A 14,745-nucleotide genomic window follows, 5' to 3' on the forward strand; every position below is an offset into this window, starting at 1 on the left:
TGTCCCGGCATCAATGGTTTGCCGGACGGCGTCCTGGCCCCCATCGTCTAGCGGCCTAGGACACCGCCCTTTCACGGCGGCGGCACGGGTTCGAATCCCGTTGGGGGTACGCAGGGAGCTGGTCAAACCGGGTGAAAAAGTCTGGTAAGCTAGAGTCCTTGAAAAAGTGCGGTAGCGATACGGCACGGGCAAGTAAACGCAGTAATAAGCAGTAACGCAAGGCCCTGTAGCGCAGTTGGTTAGCGCGCCGCCCTGTCACGGCGGAGGTCGCGGGTTCAAGTCCCGTCAGGGTCGCTTTGGTTGCCAGAAGAAATTCCGGCGGTCATGGTGACATGTCACCTAGGCTCTGTAGCTCAGTTGGTAGAGCGTTCGACTGAAAATCGAAAGGTCACCGGATCGACGCCGGTCGGAGCCACCACTGGGAAGCATCAGTCCGTTTCGGACTGGTGCTTTTCTTCTTTTAAGCCCCTTCCAGGGCCGGGTCGCCCGTTTGGGGACACGCCGGGACCCCGGGCTAGACTCGCACGCTGGGGAAGAACGCCAAGGCCACGGCCGGTCCTGCGGACCCCGTGGCGCAATCTCGACCAGAAGAGTGACCGTGAAGAACATCCTGCCCGCCGTTGCCCGCCCGCTGACCCTCGCCGCCGTCGTCTCCGCCCTGGCGTTGACCGCCTGCTCGGCCCCCGAAGCCTCCGCCCCGGCGTCGTCCGCTCCCGCGCCGGCCACGGCCTCTGCCACCGCAACGTCCAGCGCCACCGCCTCCTCCGGCCCGTGGGGCGACTTCCCGTCGGCCGCCGAGGCCTGCAAGACCATCTCCGAGCAGGCCACTGGCGCCTCGCTTCTGCCGATGTCCGCCGCGCAGGGCAAGACTGCCGAGCTGGAGCAGTACAAGGCGGAGCTGAGCCGGACCGCGGAGCGCGTGCCGGACAGCCTCAAGGCCGCCTTCAGCAAGCTGAACCAGGTGGCCGTGGCCGGCCTGAGCGACCAGACCGTGTACAGCAGTGGCAAATTCCAGACCGCCATGGCCCCCGTCACCGGCTGGATCGCCGCCAACTGCAAGTAGCCCGGCGGCCGGTTCCTCCCGCCTCATCCCCATCGTCGGTCCCACGGGCTAGGGTGGTGGAAAAGAGAAGGGAGTGCCCCATGGACCACCAGGATTCCCACCCGGCCGCTGCCGACGGCGCGCTGGTTCCGGCCGCGGCGTCCGCCGCCTCCGGCCGCACCGTTATTTCCGAGACCGCCGTCGCCAAGGTCGCCGGGATCGCCGCCCGCTCCGTGCCCGGCGTCTACTCGCTGGGCAGCGGCCCGTCCCGTGCCCTCGGTGCCATCCGCGACGCGGTAGGCAGCGTGGACCACGCCGCGGGCGTCCGCGCCGAGGTGGGCGAGACCCAGGTGGTCGTGGACATCGACCTGGTGGCCCTCTACGGCACGCCCCTGCACCCGCTGGCAGACCAGATCCGCGCCGCGGTATACGCGGCCGTGGAAGAACTTGTCGGCCTGCAGGTCATCGAGGTCAATGTCGAAATCCACGACGTGTTCGTCCCCGGCCCGCCCAAGCCGGCGGCCGCGGACGCCCGTCCCACGCGGGAGGTCCTGCAATGAGTCCCACCATCGCCGGTATTGCCGCCGGAGCGTTCCTGGCGTTCATGTCCTTTGCGTTCGGCGCCTGGGGCTTCCTTGGTTCCCTGCTCTTCATGGCGATCGGCGGGCTGCTGGGCCGCGCGGCGGAAGGGAAACTGGACCTTCGCGGAGTCCTCGACGCCATCACCGGCCGGCGCTCGTCCTCATGAGCGTGGCCACCGGGCGGCAGCTGGCCGGACACAACCGGATCAACACCCAGGCGCTGACGTCGGTGGCGCGCGCCGCGGCGGCCGAGGCGCTGGGCGTCCCGGCGCAGGACGTGCGCGCTGACTGGACGGACGACGACGGCCTGCTGGCCCTCTCGCTCGTCACCCCCATCGCCATCCCGTCGCTGACCAGCGTGCTGCGCGACCCGTCCCGGGTGGCGTCCTTCGGCGGACCCATCCAGGACCGTGCCGTCGCGGCCAAGGCGCAGATCCTGCGCCGGGTCACGGAGCTCAGCGGCGCGCAGCTGAGCCGCGTCGACATCCGCATCAGCGGCGCCTCCATCACCGACGGAGGGCGGGTCCGGTGACACACGCAGCGCAGCGGAACGACGTCCCCCCGGGCCCCCTGTCCGAGGGGCCCGGAAACCCCGCAACCTTTACCAATCCCGAATCCCCCGGCGAGGCCGCCAGGCAGCGGATCCTGGCCCGCGAGACCACCTCCTCCCGCGCCGGTGCCGCCGTGGTGGCGGCCATCCTGGTGATCGCCGTCTGCGGTTACGCGCTACTGGAAACGGCGGTGCGCGCCGTGGGCCAGCCGCCCTGGCTGATCGACCCGCAGACCGCGGCGGACCAGGTCACCGCCCTGCCCGCCGGGGTCCCGCCGGTCCTGCTGGGCACTGTGGGGGCCATCCTGCTGGCCGCGGGAGCGTGCTTCGTCATGGCCGCCGTCCTCCCCGGCCGCCGCGCCCGGCACGTCCTCGCCGACCCGCGCGCCGCCGTCGTCGTGGACGACGAGGTGATCGCCTCGGCCCTGGCCCGACGCGCCCGGCTGGCAGCCAATGTGACCCAGGAACAAGTCATGGTGGTGGTCTCCCGCCGCGAGGTCCAGGTCAATGTCCGGCCTACCTCCGGCGTCCTGCTGAGTGCCGGGGACGTCCAGGCCGCGGTCGAGGCCGAACTGCGCGACATGGCGCCCGAACCGATGCCCGCCGTCCGGGTCAACGTGGCCTCCTCGGGGGTGATCGGCGCATGAATGGCACTCCGCGCGTCCTGAACCGGATCCTGATCGGCGTCTTCGGCCTGGTGCTGCTGGCCGTCGGGCTGCTGCTGGTCCTGCTGGCCGCCGTGCCCGCCGTCGCCGCCTGGTGGCAGGGCTGGTCCGCTAACGTCTGGACCCACATCCGGTCCCTTTCCGAGAGCACGCGCATCCCCGGCCAGTCCGAGAGCTGGCTCTGGATCGTTATGGTCCTCCTGCTGATCGCCGTGATCGTGGCTATGGTGGCGTGGCTGGCGCAGCAGGGCAAGGGCCGGTCCAATATTCTCGTGACCGAGGACGACGCCGGCGAGGTCCCCGGCTACGTCCGGATCGGCGGCGGAGTGGCCGAGCAGGCGCTCCGAGCCGCCCTCGCAGGCCGCCCGGACCTGGCCGGCGCCACCGTGGCGACGTACGACTTCAGGGGCCGGCCCGGCCTCCGGATCCGGGTCCAGCCCCGCCAGGGCGTGGCCCCGCACCTGCTCGCGGCCGAGGTTTCGGCGCTGGTGGAAGCGCTGGACGCGGTGATCGGACGGCGGACTCCGGTGCTCATCCACATCGGTTCCGGGGCCCGCTCCAGGTTCGCCCGCGCCGAACGGGTGCGCTGACACCTGCTTCGTGTCGCGTTTGTGAAACTCTTCCGCAACTCGTGATGTAAACGCTTGCATTTTATTGGTAAGGCTGATTACTGTGATCGGTACCACATGAATGCATCACCGGTTCCACCGGTACTCAGCGAGGAGCACCTGTATGAAAACCCGTAAGTATCTACTTCCCGTGGCCGCGGCCGGTGTGCTGGCCCTCTCCCTGTCCGCCTGCGGTGGCGGCGGCAGCTCCAGCGGCGGCGGAGGCGGCAACTCGGGTGGCGGTGACGCGGCCGCAAACATGGACGGCCGGGGTCCCATCACGTACGTCCAGGGCAAGGACAACAGCAACGTCGTCCGCCCGCTGATCGAGAAGTGGAACGCGGCGCACCCGAACGAGAAGGTCACGTTCAAGGAGCAGACTGACCAGGCAGACCAGCAGCACGATGACCTGGTCCAGAACTTCCAGGCCAAGAACGCCAACTACGACGTGGTCAGCGTCGACGTCGTCTGGACCGCGGAGTTCGCCGCCAAGGGCTGGCTGCAGCCGCTCAAGGACAAGATGGCGCTGGACACCTCCGGCATGCTGAAGCCGACCCTCGACGCCGCCTCCTACAAGGGCACCCTCTACGCGGCCCCCGAATCCTCCGACGGCGGCATCCTGTACTACCGCAAGGACCTGGTCCCCACCCCGCCGAAGACCTGGGACGAGATGATGAGCATGTGCTCGATCGCCAAGTCCAACAACATGGGCTGCTACGCCGGCCAGTTCTCCAAGTACGAGGGCCTGACGGTGAACGCCTCCGAGGCGATCAACTCCGCCGGCGGTTCCGTCCTGGACAAGGACGGCAAGCCGAGCCTGACCACGGATGATGCCAAGGCCGGCCTCGGCAACCTGGCCAAGGCCTACGCAGACGGCAACATCCCGAAGGAAGCCATCACGTACAAGGAAGAGGAATCCCGCCAGGCATTCCAGGACGGCAAGCTGCTCTTCCTGCGCAACTGGCCCTACGTTTACAACCTGGCCACCACCGAAGGTTCCTCCAAGGTCAAGGACGTCCTGGGCATGACCGCCCTTCCGGGTAAGTCCGGCCCCGGTGCCTCCTCCCTCGGCGGCCACAGCGCCGGCATGAGCGTCTACTCCAAGAACAAGGCCACCGCGCTGGACTTCATGAAGTTCCTCACCACCGAAGAAACCCAGAAGTTCTTCGCCACCCAGGGTTCGCTGGCCCCGGTCCTGACCAAGCTGTACGACGACAAGGACCTGGTCGCCAAGCTGCCGTACCTGCCGGTGCTGAAGACCTCCATCGAGAACGCCGTCCCGCGCCCCGTGACCCCGTTCTACCCGGCCGTCAGCAAGGCCATCCAGGACAACGCATACTCGGCCATCAAGGGCGAGAAGGCTGTTGACGCAGCACTGTCCGACATGCAGAAGTCCATCGAAACCCAGTCAAAGTAGTCCATCATGGCAACCGAACTAGGCCCGACGCCGGTTAAGAAACCGGCGTCGGGCGGGGCCGCCCCGCAGCGGGCCCCGAAGAAGGGCGTGGGGGAGGACAACGTCATCGCGAGCCAGGGCAAGTGGGCTTCGTGGTTGCTCGCCCCCACCATCCTGGCGCTCTCCGTGGTGATCGTTTATCCGATCATCAGCGCCATCGTGATGTCCTTCCAGGCCGACGCCGGCCTGGACCCGGCCACCGGCCTCTTCACCGAGGGCGGCCCGGCCGGTTTCAGCAACTACGTCAACTGGATCGCTCAGCAGTGCTCCGCGCCCAACGGCGGAACCGTGGCCTGCCCGCCCGGTACCCTGGGCTCGCAGTTCTGGTCCGCGACCGCCACCACCTTCTTCTTCACGGTGGTGACGGTGGCCCTGGAAACCGTCCTCGGTTTCTGGATGGCCATGATCATGGCCCGCACCTTCAAGGGCCGCAGCCTGGTCCGCGCCGCCGTCCTGGTCCCGTGGGCCATCCCGACGGCCGTGACCGCCAAGCTCTGGCTGTTCATCTTCGCTTTCGAGGGCATTGCCAACAAGCTGTTCAACACCACCATCTTGTGGACCGGAAGCGAGTGGCCGGCCAAGTGGGCGGTTATCATCGCCGACGTCTGGAAGACGACGCCGTTCATGGCCCTGCTGATCCTGGCAGGCCTGCAGATGATCCCCGCCGAGGTGTACGAGGCGGCAAAGGTGGACGGTGCCACGGCGTGGCAGCGGTTCCGGATGATCACCCTGCCGCTGGTTCGCCCGGCGCTGATGGTGGCGATCTTGTTCCGCACGCTCGACGCGCTGCGCATGTTCGACCTGCCCTACATCCTCACCGGCGGCGCGAACAACACCACCACGCTGTCCATCCTGGTGATCAACCAGATCAGGCAGGGCTTCAACGTGGCGGCCGCGCTCTCCACCATCACCTTCATCATCATTTTCCTGGTTGCGTTCATCTTCGTCCGGTTCCTCGGAGCCAACGTGGTTGAGCAGCAGACCGGTGCCACGAGGGGGAAGAAATGACCGCCGCCGCCACCGAGCTGCGCGCGCAGCAGGACCGTGGGCGGCAGGCCGCCCAGAACCGGGAGAAGTGGGCACAGGGCCGTACCTACATCAGCGCGCTGGTGATCCTCATCTGGTGCCTCGCTCCGGCCTACTGGATGGTAGTGACGGCCTTCCGCGAGGTCGGGTTCACCTACGACACCTCGATCCTGCCCTCGCACGTGACGCTGGATAACTTCAATACCGCGTTCGACACCTCGTTCGGCAACCACTTCGGCCAGGCCCTGCTGAACAGCGTGTTCATCGGCGTCGTCGTCACCGTGGTGTCCCTGTTGATCGGCGTGTTCGCGGCCTACGCCCTGGCCCGGCTGAATTTCCGGTTCAAATTCCTGGTCCTGGGCTTCATCCTGGGCGCCTCGATGTTCCCCGGCGTGGCCCTCATTACCCCGCTGTTCCAGCTGTTCACCAACATCGGCTGGATGGGTACCTACCAGGCGCTGATCATCCCGAACATCTCGTTCGTGCTGCCGCTGACCGTCTACACCATGACCTCGTTCTTCCGCGAAATGCCGTGGGAGCTCGAGGAATCGGCCCGGGTGGACGGCTGCACGCAGGGACAGGCGTTCCGGAAGGTGATCATGCCGCTCGCGGCACCGGCCATCTTCACCACGGCGATCCTGGCGTTCATCTCCTCCTGGAATGAATTCCTGATCGCCAGCCAGCTCTCGTCCGACGCGACCCAGCCGGTCACCGTCGCGATCGCGAGCTTCGCCGGGGCCCAGCCGAACCAGATCCCGTACACGGCCATCATGGCCGCCGGCACCATCGTCACGATTCCGCTCGTGATCCTGGTGCTGGTGTTCCAGCGCAAGATCGTCGCCGGCCTCACCGCCGGCGCGGTCAAGTGATCCCGGGAACGGGGTCCTGATGGCAACGCCCGGAAACCAAGGTCAGGTTCGCGGCGCCAACCGCCGCGTCCGCTCCGGCGAGGACTTCGACATCATCATCGGGTTCCTTGGTTTCTGGGCCGTGGTCCTGCTGGCGGTCACCGTCTGGATGGAGGTGACCGCCCAGCCGGCCCTCGGCTGGGCGCTAGGCCTGCTGGTGACGCTGCTGGCGCTGTACGGAATGGTACGGCTGCGCCGGCGGCTGCCGGAGCGCACCGGCTCCCGCCGGCGCTGACCCCGGCGCTGACACGCAGCCGGACCCCGGACCCGGTCCGGGAGCCGCTTCAGGAGCCTGCCCGGCAGCGCGCAGGATCAAGAATTGAAACGGGCAGCCGCGAGGCTGCCCCGCCGGACGCCCGCGCGGCCGGACGACAAGGGGAAATGGTGGGACGGACAACAGACAGGGCGCAGCGCGGCGGCCATACCGGCGTCAGCATTGAGGACGTCGCGGCCGCGGCCGGCGTCTCCACCGCCACCGTCTCCCGCGCCGTCCGCGGCCTGCCCCGCGTCTCGCCCGCCACCCGGGAGAAGATCCTGGATATCGCCGAGACCCTCGGCTACGTGGCGTCGTCCTCGGCGTCGGGCCTGGCCACGGGCCGTACCCGCACCATCGGTGTCCTCGCCCCCTTCGTCAGCCGTTGGTTCTTCTCCAAGGCCATCGAGGGCGCGGACCGCGAACTCCACGGCCGGCAGTACAACCTCTCGCTGTTCAACCTTGGCGGCCACGGCAGCCGGCGCGAGCGGCTCTTCAGCAAAACCATGGTCTACAAGCAGATCGACGCGCTGCTGGTGCTCTGTATGGCGCTCAGCGAGGACGAACTGGACCATCTCCAGAAGATCGACATCCCGCTGGTGGTGGTGGGCGGCCACGTGGAGGGCTGCCCTTACATCGGGATCGACGACTACGCCGCAGCCTCCACCGCGGTGCGGCACCTGATCGACATCGGCCACCGGGATATCGCCCTGCTGCACGGCGACGACGAGACCGACCTGAACTTCGATGTCCCCCGGGTCCGCATCCGGGCCTTCCACGACGTCATGGCCGAGGCCGGCCTGCCGGTCCGGTCCGAATGGGACGAATGGGGTGACTTCACCGTCCGCAGCGGCCAGGAAGCCTTCCAGCGGCTGTGGCACCGCCCCGGCCCCAAGCCCACCGCCGTCTTCTGCGCCAGCGACGAGATGGCCATGGGCCTGATGTTTGCCGCGAACCAGTCCGGCGTCCGGATCCCCGAGGACCTCTCCGTGGTGGGCATCGATGATCACGAATTCTCCGCCAGCGTCGGGCTCACCACCGTCGCCCAGCACCCGGACGACCAGGCCGAGCTCGCCACCCGCATGCTGCTGGACGAGCTCGACGGCGTGGCCGGGGCGGTGCGCTCCACCGTAGCGCCGCACACGCTGATCGTCCGGAGTTCGACGGCGCCGCCCCGCGCGAAGGCGTAGGGCACGGGAACAGGTCCGGACGTGTTGCCCCGCCGCTAGGAGGCGCGGGCCAGCTGCCGGATCGGGATCCAGCGGGAGGCCAGCCGCCGGTAGGCCGCGGCGGCGCCGGTCATGTCCCCCTCGGCCAGGCACTCGATGCCCAGCCGCACATCCAGCGGCGATTCGTCCGGGTAGACCTTGTCCGCCACGGCGCCGTAGTCCAGCTCCACTACCGAGTCCGGGTGGAACAGCTCCAGCCATTCGGTGAGCTGGGTCAGGTCCTCGAGCATGTCCAGTTCCGGGGCGGCCAGCGCCAGGTGCGCGACGGCGGTCCGAGCCCGGTCCGTGGCCGCGGCCAGGGATGCCCGGATCCGCACGGTGACGATTCGCCCGTCGGCTTCGACGACGTCGGTGGGATCGGATTCCTGGAACAGGCAGAACCAGCTGAACGGGATACCCCAAGTGGAGGCCCGGGTGTGCACGCGGACCGAGCCCTCGCGGGCCTTGACCTGGTCGATCCGTTCCTGGTGCCGGTCGCGGACGTCCTCAGGGATCAGCAGCTGGGCCAGCTGGCCGTGGATGCCTTCCATCAGGGCGTTCGCGGCGAGGCCGGCCCGCAGCACCAGCTGGCTGGGGCAGTACAGCAGCCGCGCCGGCGCCGTCGCGGAGTGTGGAGCCGAGGCGGCGGAGGCGGCCGCGGCGCCGCCGTCGAGGCTCCCGGCGCCGCGGGGCGCGGCACCGGAGGCGGTGACCGCCAGCACGCGCACCAGGTCCGTCTGCCCGGTGGGGAAGGGATCCCCGTCGGCCCGGGTGATCCGCCCCAGGGAGGCCTGCAGTTCGGCGTTTTCCACCGCCGCACGGGTCTCGCCCCGCTCGCCGGCCTGCTGCAGGGCCTCGCGCTGCGCGGCGGGGAAGGCCTCCAAGGGCTCGTAGACGCGTAGCGCCGAGGAGAACGGCAACCCGGCCTGGCCGCGGTAGAGGTTGCCCGTCATCGCTGTCCCGCGGTTCCCCGGCGCCCGGTCATCAGTCGGCCAGGTCCACGAGCACGGGCGCATGGTCGGAGGCGCCCTTGCCCTTGCGTTCCTCGCGGTCGATCGCCGCGCCGGTGACGCGGGCGGCCAGCGCGGGGGAGGCCAGGACGAAGTCGATCCGCATGCCTTCCTTCTTCGGGAAGCGCAGCTGCGTGTAGTCCCAGTAGGTGTAGACGCCCGGGCCGGGGGTGTGCGGGCGGACGACGTCGGTGTACCCGGCGTCCTCGAAAGCGCGGAACGCGGCGCGCTCGGGCTCGCTGACGTGCGTGAGACCCGCGGAGCGGAAGTAGTCGATGTCCCAGACGTCCTCATCGCGCGGGGCGATGTTCCAGTCACCCATCAGGGCGATCTGTGCGGCCGGGTCCGCCTTGACCCAGCCCTCGGCGTGGGACCGGAGCGTGTCCAGCCAGCTGAGCTTGTAGGGCATGTGTTCATCGTCGAGGGCGCGGCCGTTGGGGACGTAGAGGCTCCAGACCCGCACGCCGCCGCACGTGGCGCCGATCGCGCGGGCCTCCTGCGTCTCATCCTTGCCGCCCTTGCCGAAGGCGGGCTGGTCCATGAAGGTGCGTTCGACGTCGTCCAGGCCCACCCGGGAGGCGATGGCCACGCCGTTCCACTGGCTAAGGCCGAAGTGGGCCACCTCGTAGCCCATGCGCTCAAAGAGCTCCCAGGGGAAATTCTCGTCCTTGCACTTGGTTTCCTGGATGGCCAGCACGTCGCAGTCGTTGCGCTGCAGCCAGGCCTCCACACGGTCGGCGCGGGCACGGAGGGAGTTCACATTCCAGGTAGCAATCTTCACAGACCCTAACTTACCCAATGCGGCCGACGGCGGGGGCGGGGCGGGGCGCCCGACGACGCCGCAGCGCGGCCCGCGGAGGCTCTGGAGATTACTAGGAAGTCCGAGTATATTCGGGTTCGAGATGATCTAGGTCACATGCAAAGGAGCATTCCCTCATGGTTCGTGAGCTTTCCCATTACGTCGGCGGCCAGCACGTCGACGGCACGTCCGGTCGTTTCAGCGACGTCTACGATCCCTGCACCGGCGAGGTGCAGGGCCGGCTGCCGCTGGCCAGCGCGGAGGAGGTCCGCAACGTCGTGGCCAACGCCGAGAAGGGCCAACTGGAGTGGGCGGCCATGAACCCGCAGCGCCGGGCCCGGATCCTGTTGAAGTTCGTGGACCTGGTGAACGAGAACATGGACGAACTGGCCACCCTGCTCTCCTCCGAACACGGCAAGACCTTCCTGGACGCCAAAGGGGACATCCAGCGCGGCATCGAGGTGGTGGAGTTCTCCGCCGGGGCCCCGCACCTGCTCAAGGGCGAGTTCTCCGACAGCGCCGGCACCGGCATCGACGTCCACTCGCTCCGCCAGCCGCTCGGCGTCGTCGCCGGGATCACCCCGTTCAACTTCCCGGCCATGATCCCGCTCTGGAAGTCCGGCCCCGCCCTCGCCGCCGGCAACTCCTTCGTCCTCAAGCCCTCCGAACGGGACCCTTCGGTGCCGCTGCGGCTGGCCGAACTCTTCACCGAGGCCGGGCTGCCCGACGGCGTGTTCAACGTGGTCAACGGCGACAAGGAGGCGGTGGACGCGCTGCTGGAGGATCCGCGCGTACAGGCCATCGGCTTCGTCGGCTCCACCCCGATCGCCCAGTACATCTACGCCACCGCCGCGGCGCACGGCAAGCGCGCCCAGTGCTTCGGCGGCGCGAAGAACCACATGGTGATCATGCCGGACGCTGACCTGGACATGGCCGCGGACGCCCTGATCGGTGCCGGGTTCGGTTCCGCGGGCGAGCGGTGCATGGCCATCTCCGTCGCCGTGCCCGTCGGCAAGGAAACCGGCGATGCACTGGTAGCCAAGCTGCAGGAGCGGATCGCCGATCTGAAGGTGGGCCACAGCCTGGCCAAGGACTCCGACTTCGGGCCCGTCGTGGCCGCCTCCGCCAAGGAACGGATCGAGGGCTACATCGCCGCCGGCGTCGAATCCGGCGCCACCCTGCTGGCCGACGGCCGCGGCCTCGCGGTGGAGGGCTACGAGGGCGGCTTCTGGGTGGGCCCCACCCTGTTCGACAACGTCACCAAGGACATGTCGATCTACAGGGAAGAGATCTTCGGACCGGTCCTCAGCGTGCTCCGCGCGGAGAGCTACGACGAGGCGCTGCGCCTCTGCAGCGAGCACGAGTTTGGCAACGGCGTGGCCATCTTCACCCGCGACGGCGACGCCGCCCGCGACTTCGCCAGCCGCGTCCAGGTGGGCATGGTGGGCATCAACGTCCCCATCCCGGTCCCGATCGCGTACTACACCTTCGGCGGCTGGAAGGCCTCCGGTTTCGGCGACCTCAACCAGCACGGCGCCGACGCGTTCCGCTTCTACACCAAGACCAAGACAGTCACCACCCGCTGGCCCTCCGGCATCCGCCAGGGCGCCAGCTTCGTGATGCCGGAAGGCAGCTGATGGCTGAGCAGGCGGCCGCCGGGGCAACCACTGAGCCGGCCGCAGAGGTCCTGTTCGAGCGCCGCGGCCGGCTCGGCGTCGTCACCCTGAACCGGGCCAAGGCCGTCAACGCACTCACCGCCGGGATGGCCGCGGCCATGCTGGAGACGCTCACCGACTGGGCGACGGACGACGACGTCGCCGCCGTCCTGGTGCGGGGCGCCGGTGACCGCGGACTTTGCGCCGGCGGGGACATCGTGGCCATCTACCGGGACATGGCCGACGCCGGCCGCGCCACCGCGGAGTTCTGGGCCGTCGAGTACCGGCTCAACCTGCTGATCGCGGAGTACCCCAAGCCCTACATCGCGTTCATGGACGGCCTGGTCCTGGGCGGCGGCGTGGGCATCTCCGCGCACGGTTCGGTCCGGATCGTCACCGAGCGGACCCGCACCGGCATGCCGGAGACCACCATCGGGTTCGTCCCCGACGTCGGCGGGACGTTCCTGCTCTCCCGCTCGCCGGGGGAGACCGGTACTCATGCGGCCCTGACCGGGGCCCACCTGAACGGGGCTGACGCGATCTTCCTGGGCCTTGCGGACACCTTCGTCCCGTCGGACCGGCTGGACGAGCTCGCCGCCGCGCTGGAAACCGGGCCAGTGGCCGACGCGGTCGCCCGCGTCGCCGAGCCTGCACCGGCCTCGGTGCTGGCCGCGCAGCGCGAGTGGATCGACGCGTGTTACGCCGGGAACGACGCCGGGGAGATCGTCCGCCGGCTTCGCACCGTCGGCGGGGAGGCCGTCGACGTCGCGGACACCATCGAGACGAAATCCCCGATGGCCGTCAAGGTCACGCTCGCGTCGCTGCGCCGCGCCGCCGGACTGGACCTGGCGGGCGCGCTGGAACAGGAATACCGGGTGGGCCTCCGTTTCCTGGACGGACCTGACTTCCGCGAGGGCATCCGGGCCCAGGTCATCGACAAGGACCGGACCCCGCACTGGCAGCCGGCCAGCCTGGACGAGGTGAGCGACGCCGACGTCGACGCCTGCTTCGCCCCGCTGGGCGACCGCGAACTGGAACTGACGAAGGAGCGCGACAATGTCTGAAACACCGACCGGCGGGGTGCAGCCAGGCGCGCCCATCGGCCCCATTGCCTTCCTGGGCCTTGGGCACATGGGCGGCCCGATGGCGGTGAACCTGGTCAAGGCCGGGTACACGGTGACAGGCTACGACGTCGTCCCGGCCGCCCTGGAAGCGGCGCGGGCGCACGGCATCGCCACGGCGGACACCGCGGCGGACGCCGTCGCCGGGGCCGCCGTCGTGCTGACCATGCTGCCCAGCGGCAAGCACCTCCTGGACGCCTACCGGGGCACCCCTGACGGACCGGGACAGCCGGGGCAGGACGGTCTCCTGGCCGCGGCGGCGCCGGGGACCATGTTCCTGGACTGCTCCACCATCAACGTCGACGAGGCGCGGGAAGCCTCGGCCCTGGCGGTCGAGGCCGGCCACCGGGCCGTCGACGCCCCCGTCTCCGGCGGCGTCGTGGGCGCCGAAGCCGGGACGCTGACCTTCATGGTGGGCGCCGACCCGGATGACTTTGAGGCCGTGCGGCCGATGCTCGAGGTGATGGGCAAGCGGGTGGTGCACTGCGGTGCCCACGGCGCCGGCCAGGCCGCCAAGATCTGCAACAACATGATCCTGGGCATCTCCATGATCGCCGTCAGCGAGGCCTTCGTCCTCGGGGAGAAGCTCGGGCTGACACACCAGGCCCTCTTCGACGTGGCGTCAGCGGCCTCCGGGCAGTGCTGGGCGCTCACCACCAACTGCCCGGTGCCCGGCCCGGTGCCCACCAGCCCCGCCAACCGGGACTACCAGCCCGGATTCGCCGGAGCGCTGATGGCCAAGGACCTGAAACTGGCCCTGAACGCCCTCGAGAGCACCGGCGTGGCCGCCCGGCTGGGACCGATGGCCTCCGAAATCTACGATACTTTTGCCGCGGAAGGCGGTGCCGGGCGGGACTTCTCCGGCATCATCACCGACATCCGGGACAAATCAGAACAGCCGAGGGGACAGGCATGACCGACTACGCAAACATCCTGGTGGAGCGCCGCGGCCGCGTGGGCCTCGTGACGCTCAACCGGCCACAGGCGCTCAATGCCCTGAACAAAGCCACCCTGGACGAGGTCGTCGCGGCGGTTTCCGCGATGGATACCGACCCGGAGGTCGGTGCCGTCGTGCTCACCGGTTCCGCCAAGGCCTTCGCCGCCGGCGCCGACATCAAGGAGATGCAGTCCAAGGACTACATGGACATGTACGCCTCCGACTGGTTCCGCGGCTGGGAGGACCTGACCCGGCTGCGGATCCCGCTGATCGCCGCCATCTCCGGCTTCGCGCTCGGCGGCGGCTGCGAATTGGCCATGATGTGCGACATCATCATCGCCGGGGACAACGCCAAGTTCGGCCAGCCGGAGATCAATCTGGGCGTGATCCCGGGGATGGGCGGCTCTCAGCGCCTCACCCGTGCGGTCGGCAAGGCCAAAGCCATGGATATGGTCCTCACCGGCCGCATGATGGATGCCGCCGAGGCCGAACGCTCCGGGCTGGTCTCCAGGGTGGTACCCGCCGACGACGTCGTGGCGGAGGCCCTGAAGGCCGCCGAGGTCATCGCGGCGAAATCCAAGCCGGTTGCGATGGTGGCCAAGGAGGCGGTCAATGCGGCTTTCGAGACGGGCCTGGCCCAGGGCGTCCTGTTCGAACGCCGCATCTTCCATTCCCTCTTCGCCACGGCAGACCAGAAGGAGGGCATGGCGGCGTTCAGCGAGAAGCGCCAGCCGGACTTTACCCACCGCTGACGCTCCACACCTGACTCTCCACACCGCGACTCTCCACACCGCGGTCGAAGCCGCCCCGCAGCCCACGCGGGGCGGCTTTCGCGTTCCCGGACACGCGCGGGCCGGCACGGTCTGGAACACGCGGCCGATCTCGGATACCATCTATTCCTTAGACTGTCGTACATCTAGGCGATC

At 69.0% G+C, this 14,745-nt stretch carries 17 protein-coding genes and 3 tRNA genes; 18 read left to right on the top strand and 2 right to left on the bottom strand.

The features are described from left to right. Positions 1-36: 36 nt before the first annotated feature. The 14 genes from AB0O44_RS07725 to AB0O44_RS07790 all read left to right on the top strand — a co-directional run bounded on the left by AB0O44_RS07725 (position 37) and on the right by AB0O44_RS07790 (position 8,279). A tRNA-Glu gene (locus AB0O44_RS07725) sits at positions 37-109 on the top strand. Positions 110-220: 111 nt separating this feature from the next. Further along, positions 221-294 (top strand) — tRNA-Asp (locus AB0O44_RS07730). 48 nt (positions 295-342) lie between these two features. Next, positions 343-418, top strand: a tRNA-Phe gene (locus tag AB0O44_RS07735). Between the two features lie 180 nt (positions 419-598). Then, the gene (locus AB0O44_RS07740; protein ID WP_364136238.1) at positions 599-1,063 is read left to right on the top strand and encodes a hypothetical protein; all 465 of its coding nucleotides are present in this window, start codon (positions 599-601) and stop codon (positions 1,061-1,063) included. An 80-nt stretch (positions 1,064-1,143) separates the two neighbouring features. Continuing rightward, positions 1,144-1,602 carry an Asp23/Gls24 family envelope stress response protein gene (locus tag AB0O44_RS07745; RefSeq protein ID WP_364136240.1) on the top strand — a complete coding sequence of 153 codons (459 nt, stop codon included), beginning with the start codon at positions 1,144-1,146 and terminating at the stop codon, positions 1,600-1,602. After that, positions 1,599-1,790, top strand: coding sequence for a hypothetical protein (locus AB0O44_RS07750; protein ID WP_290256848.1), 192 nt, complete (start codon positions 1,599-1,601; stop codon positions 1,788-1,790). The genes AB0O44_RS07745 and AB0O44_RS07750 overlap by 4 nt, the downstream gene beginning before the upstream one ends. After that, positions 1,787-2,155, top strand: coding sequence for a hypothetical protein (locus AB0O44_RS07755; RefSeq protein WP_364136242.1), 369 nt, complete (start codon positions 1,787-1,789; stop codon positions 2,153-2,155). Before AB0O44_RS07750 ends, AB0O44_RS07755 begins: the two co-directional genes overlap by 4 nt. Beyond that, positions 2,152-2,820 carry a hypothetical protein gene (locus AB0O44_RS07760; RefSeq protein ID WP_364136244.1) on the top strand — a complete coding sequence of 223 codons (669 nt, stop codon included), beginning with the start codon at positions 2,152-2,154 and terminating at the stop codon, positions 2,818-2,820. The genes AB0O44_RS07755 and AB0O44_RS07760 overlap by 4 nt, the downstream gene beginning before the upstream one ends. Then, positions 2,817-3,428, top strand: coding sequence for a hypothetical protein (locus AB0O44_RS07765; protein WP_364136246.1), 612 nt, complete (start codon positions 2,817-2,819; stop codon positions 3,426-3,428). The genes AB0O44_RS07760 and AB0O44_RS07765 overlap by 4 nt, the downstream gene beginning before the upstream one ends. Positions 3,429-3,570: 142 nt before the next feature. Further along, on the top strand, positions 3,571-4,863 hold the full coding sequence (locus AB0O44_RS07770; RefSeq protein ID WP_290256844.1) for an ABC transporter substrate-binding protein: 1,293 nt from the start codon (positions 3,571-3,573) through the stop codon (positions 4,861-4,863). 6 nt (positions 4,864-4,869) lie between these two features. Further along, positions 4,870-5,910 (top strand): sugar ABC transporter permease, encoded by a 1,041-nt coding sequence (locus tag AB0O44_RS07775; protein ID WP_364136248.1) that lies wholly within the window; start codon positions 4,870-4,872, stop codon positions 5,908-5,910. After that, complete coding sequence (locus AB0O44_RS07780) at positions 5,907-6,797, top strand: carbohydrate ABC transporter permease (protein WP_364136250.1); 891 nt, start codon at positions 5,907-5,909, stop codon at positions 6,795-6,797. Before AB0O44_RS07775 ends, AB0O44_RS07780 begins: the two co-directional genes overlap by 4 nt. Positions 6,798-6,816: 19 nt before the next feature. After that, a complete protein-coding gene (locus tag AB0O44_RS07785) occupies positions 6,817-7,071 on the top strand; it encodes a hypothetical protein (protein ID WP_364136252.1) in 255 nt (84 codons plus the stop codon). Between the two features lie 149 nt (positions 7,072-7,220). Beyond that, positions 7,221-8,279 carry a LacI family DNA-binding transcriptional regulator gene (locus AB0O44_RS07790; RefSeq protein ID WP_364136683.1) on the top strand — a complete coding sequence of 353 codons (1,059 nt, stop codon included), beginning with the start codon at positions 7,221-7,223 and terminating at the stop codon, positions 8,277-8,279. 35 nt (positions 8,280-8,314) lie between these two features. Here the strand turns inward: AB0O44_RS07790 and AB0O44_RS07795 are convergent, their stop codons facing one another. Both AB0O44_RS07795 and AB0O44_RS07800 read right to left on the bottom strand, forming a co-directional pair. Next, on the bottom strand, positions 8,315-9,250 hold the full coding sequence (locus AB0O44_RS07795) for a hypothetical protein (RefSeq protein ID WP_290256839.1): 936 nt from the start codon (positions 9,248-9,250) through the stop codon (positions 8,315-8,317). 31 nt (positions 9,251-9,281) lie between these two features. After that, complete coding sequence (locus AB0O44_RS07800) at positions 9,282-10,088, bottom strand: exodeoxyribonuclease III (RefSeq protein ID WP_364136254.1); 807 nt, start codon at positions 10,086-10,088, stop codon at positions 9,282-9,284. Positions 10,089-10,243: 155 nt separating this feature from the next. Between AB0O44_RS07800 and AB0O44_RS07805 the strand changes: the two genes are divergently transcribed. Genes AB0O44_RS07805 through AB0O44_RS07820 form a run of 4 tightly spaced genes read left to right on the top strand, consistent with a single transcriptional unit; the run spans position 10,244 to position 14,571 of the window. Next, positions 10,244-11,743 (top strand): CoA-acylating methylmalonate-semialdehyde dehydrogenase, encoded by a 1,500-nt coding sequence (locus AB0O44_RS07805; protein ID WP_364136256.1) that lies wholly within the window; start codon positions 10,244-10,246, stop codon positions 11,741-11,743. After that, positions 11,743-12,825, top strand: a complete 1,083-nt coding sequence (locus tag AB0O44_RS07810; protein ID WP_364136258.1) for an enoyl-CoA hydratase/isomerase family protein — start codon at positions 11,743-11,745, stop codon at positions 12,823-12,825. Before AB0O44_RS07805 ends, AB0O44_RS07810 begins: the two co-directional genes overlap by 1 nt. Next, entirely contained in the window at positions 12,818-13,798 is a 981-nt protein-coding gene (gene mmsB / locus AB0O44_RS07815; protein ID WP_364136260.1) for a 3-hydroxyisobutyrate dehydrogenase, read from the top strand. Before AB0O44_RS07810 ends, mmsB begins: the two co-directional genes overlap by 8 nt. Further along, complete coding sequence (locus AB0O44_RS07820) at positions 13,795-14,571, top strand: enoyl-CoA hydratase (protein WP_364136262.1); 777 nt, start codon at positions 13,795-13,797, stop codon at positions 14,569-14,571. Before mmsB ends, AB0O44_RS07820 begins: the two co-directional genes overlap by 4 nt. Positions 14,572-14,745: the final 174 nt, after the last annotated feature.

It is taken from the genome of Arthrobacter sp. NPDC080082 (assembly GCF_040686595.1).
Lineage (GTDB): Bacteria > Actinomycetota > Actinomycetes > Actinomycetales > Micrococcaceae > Arthrobacter.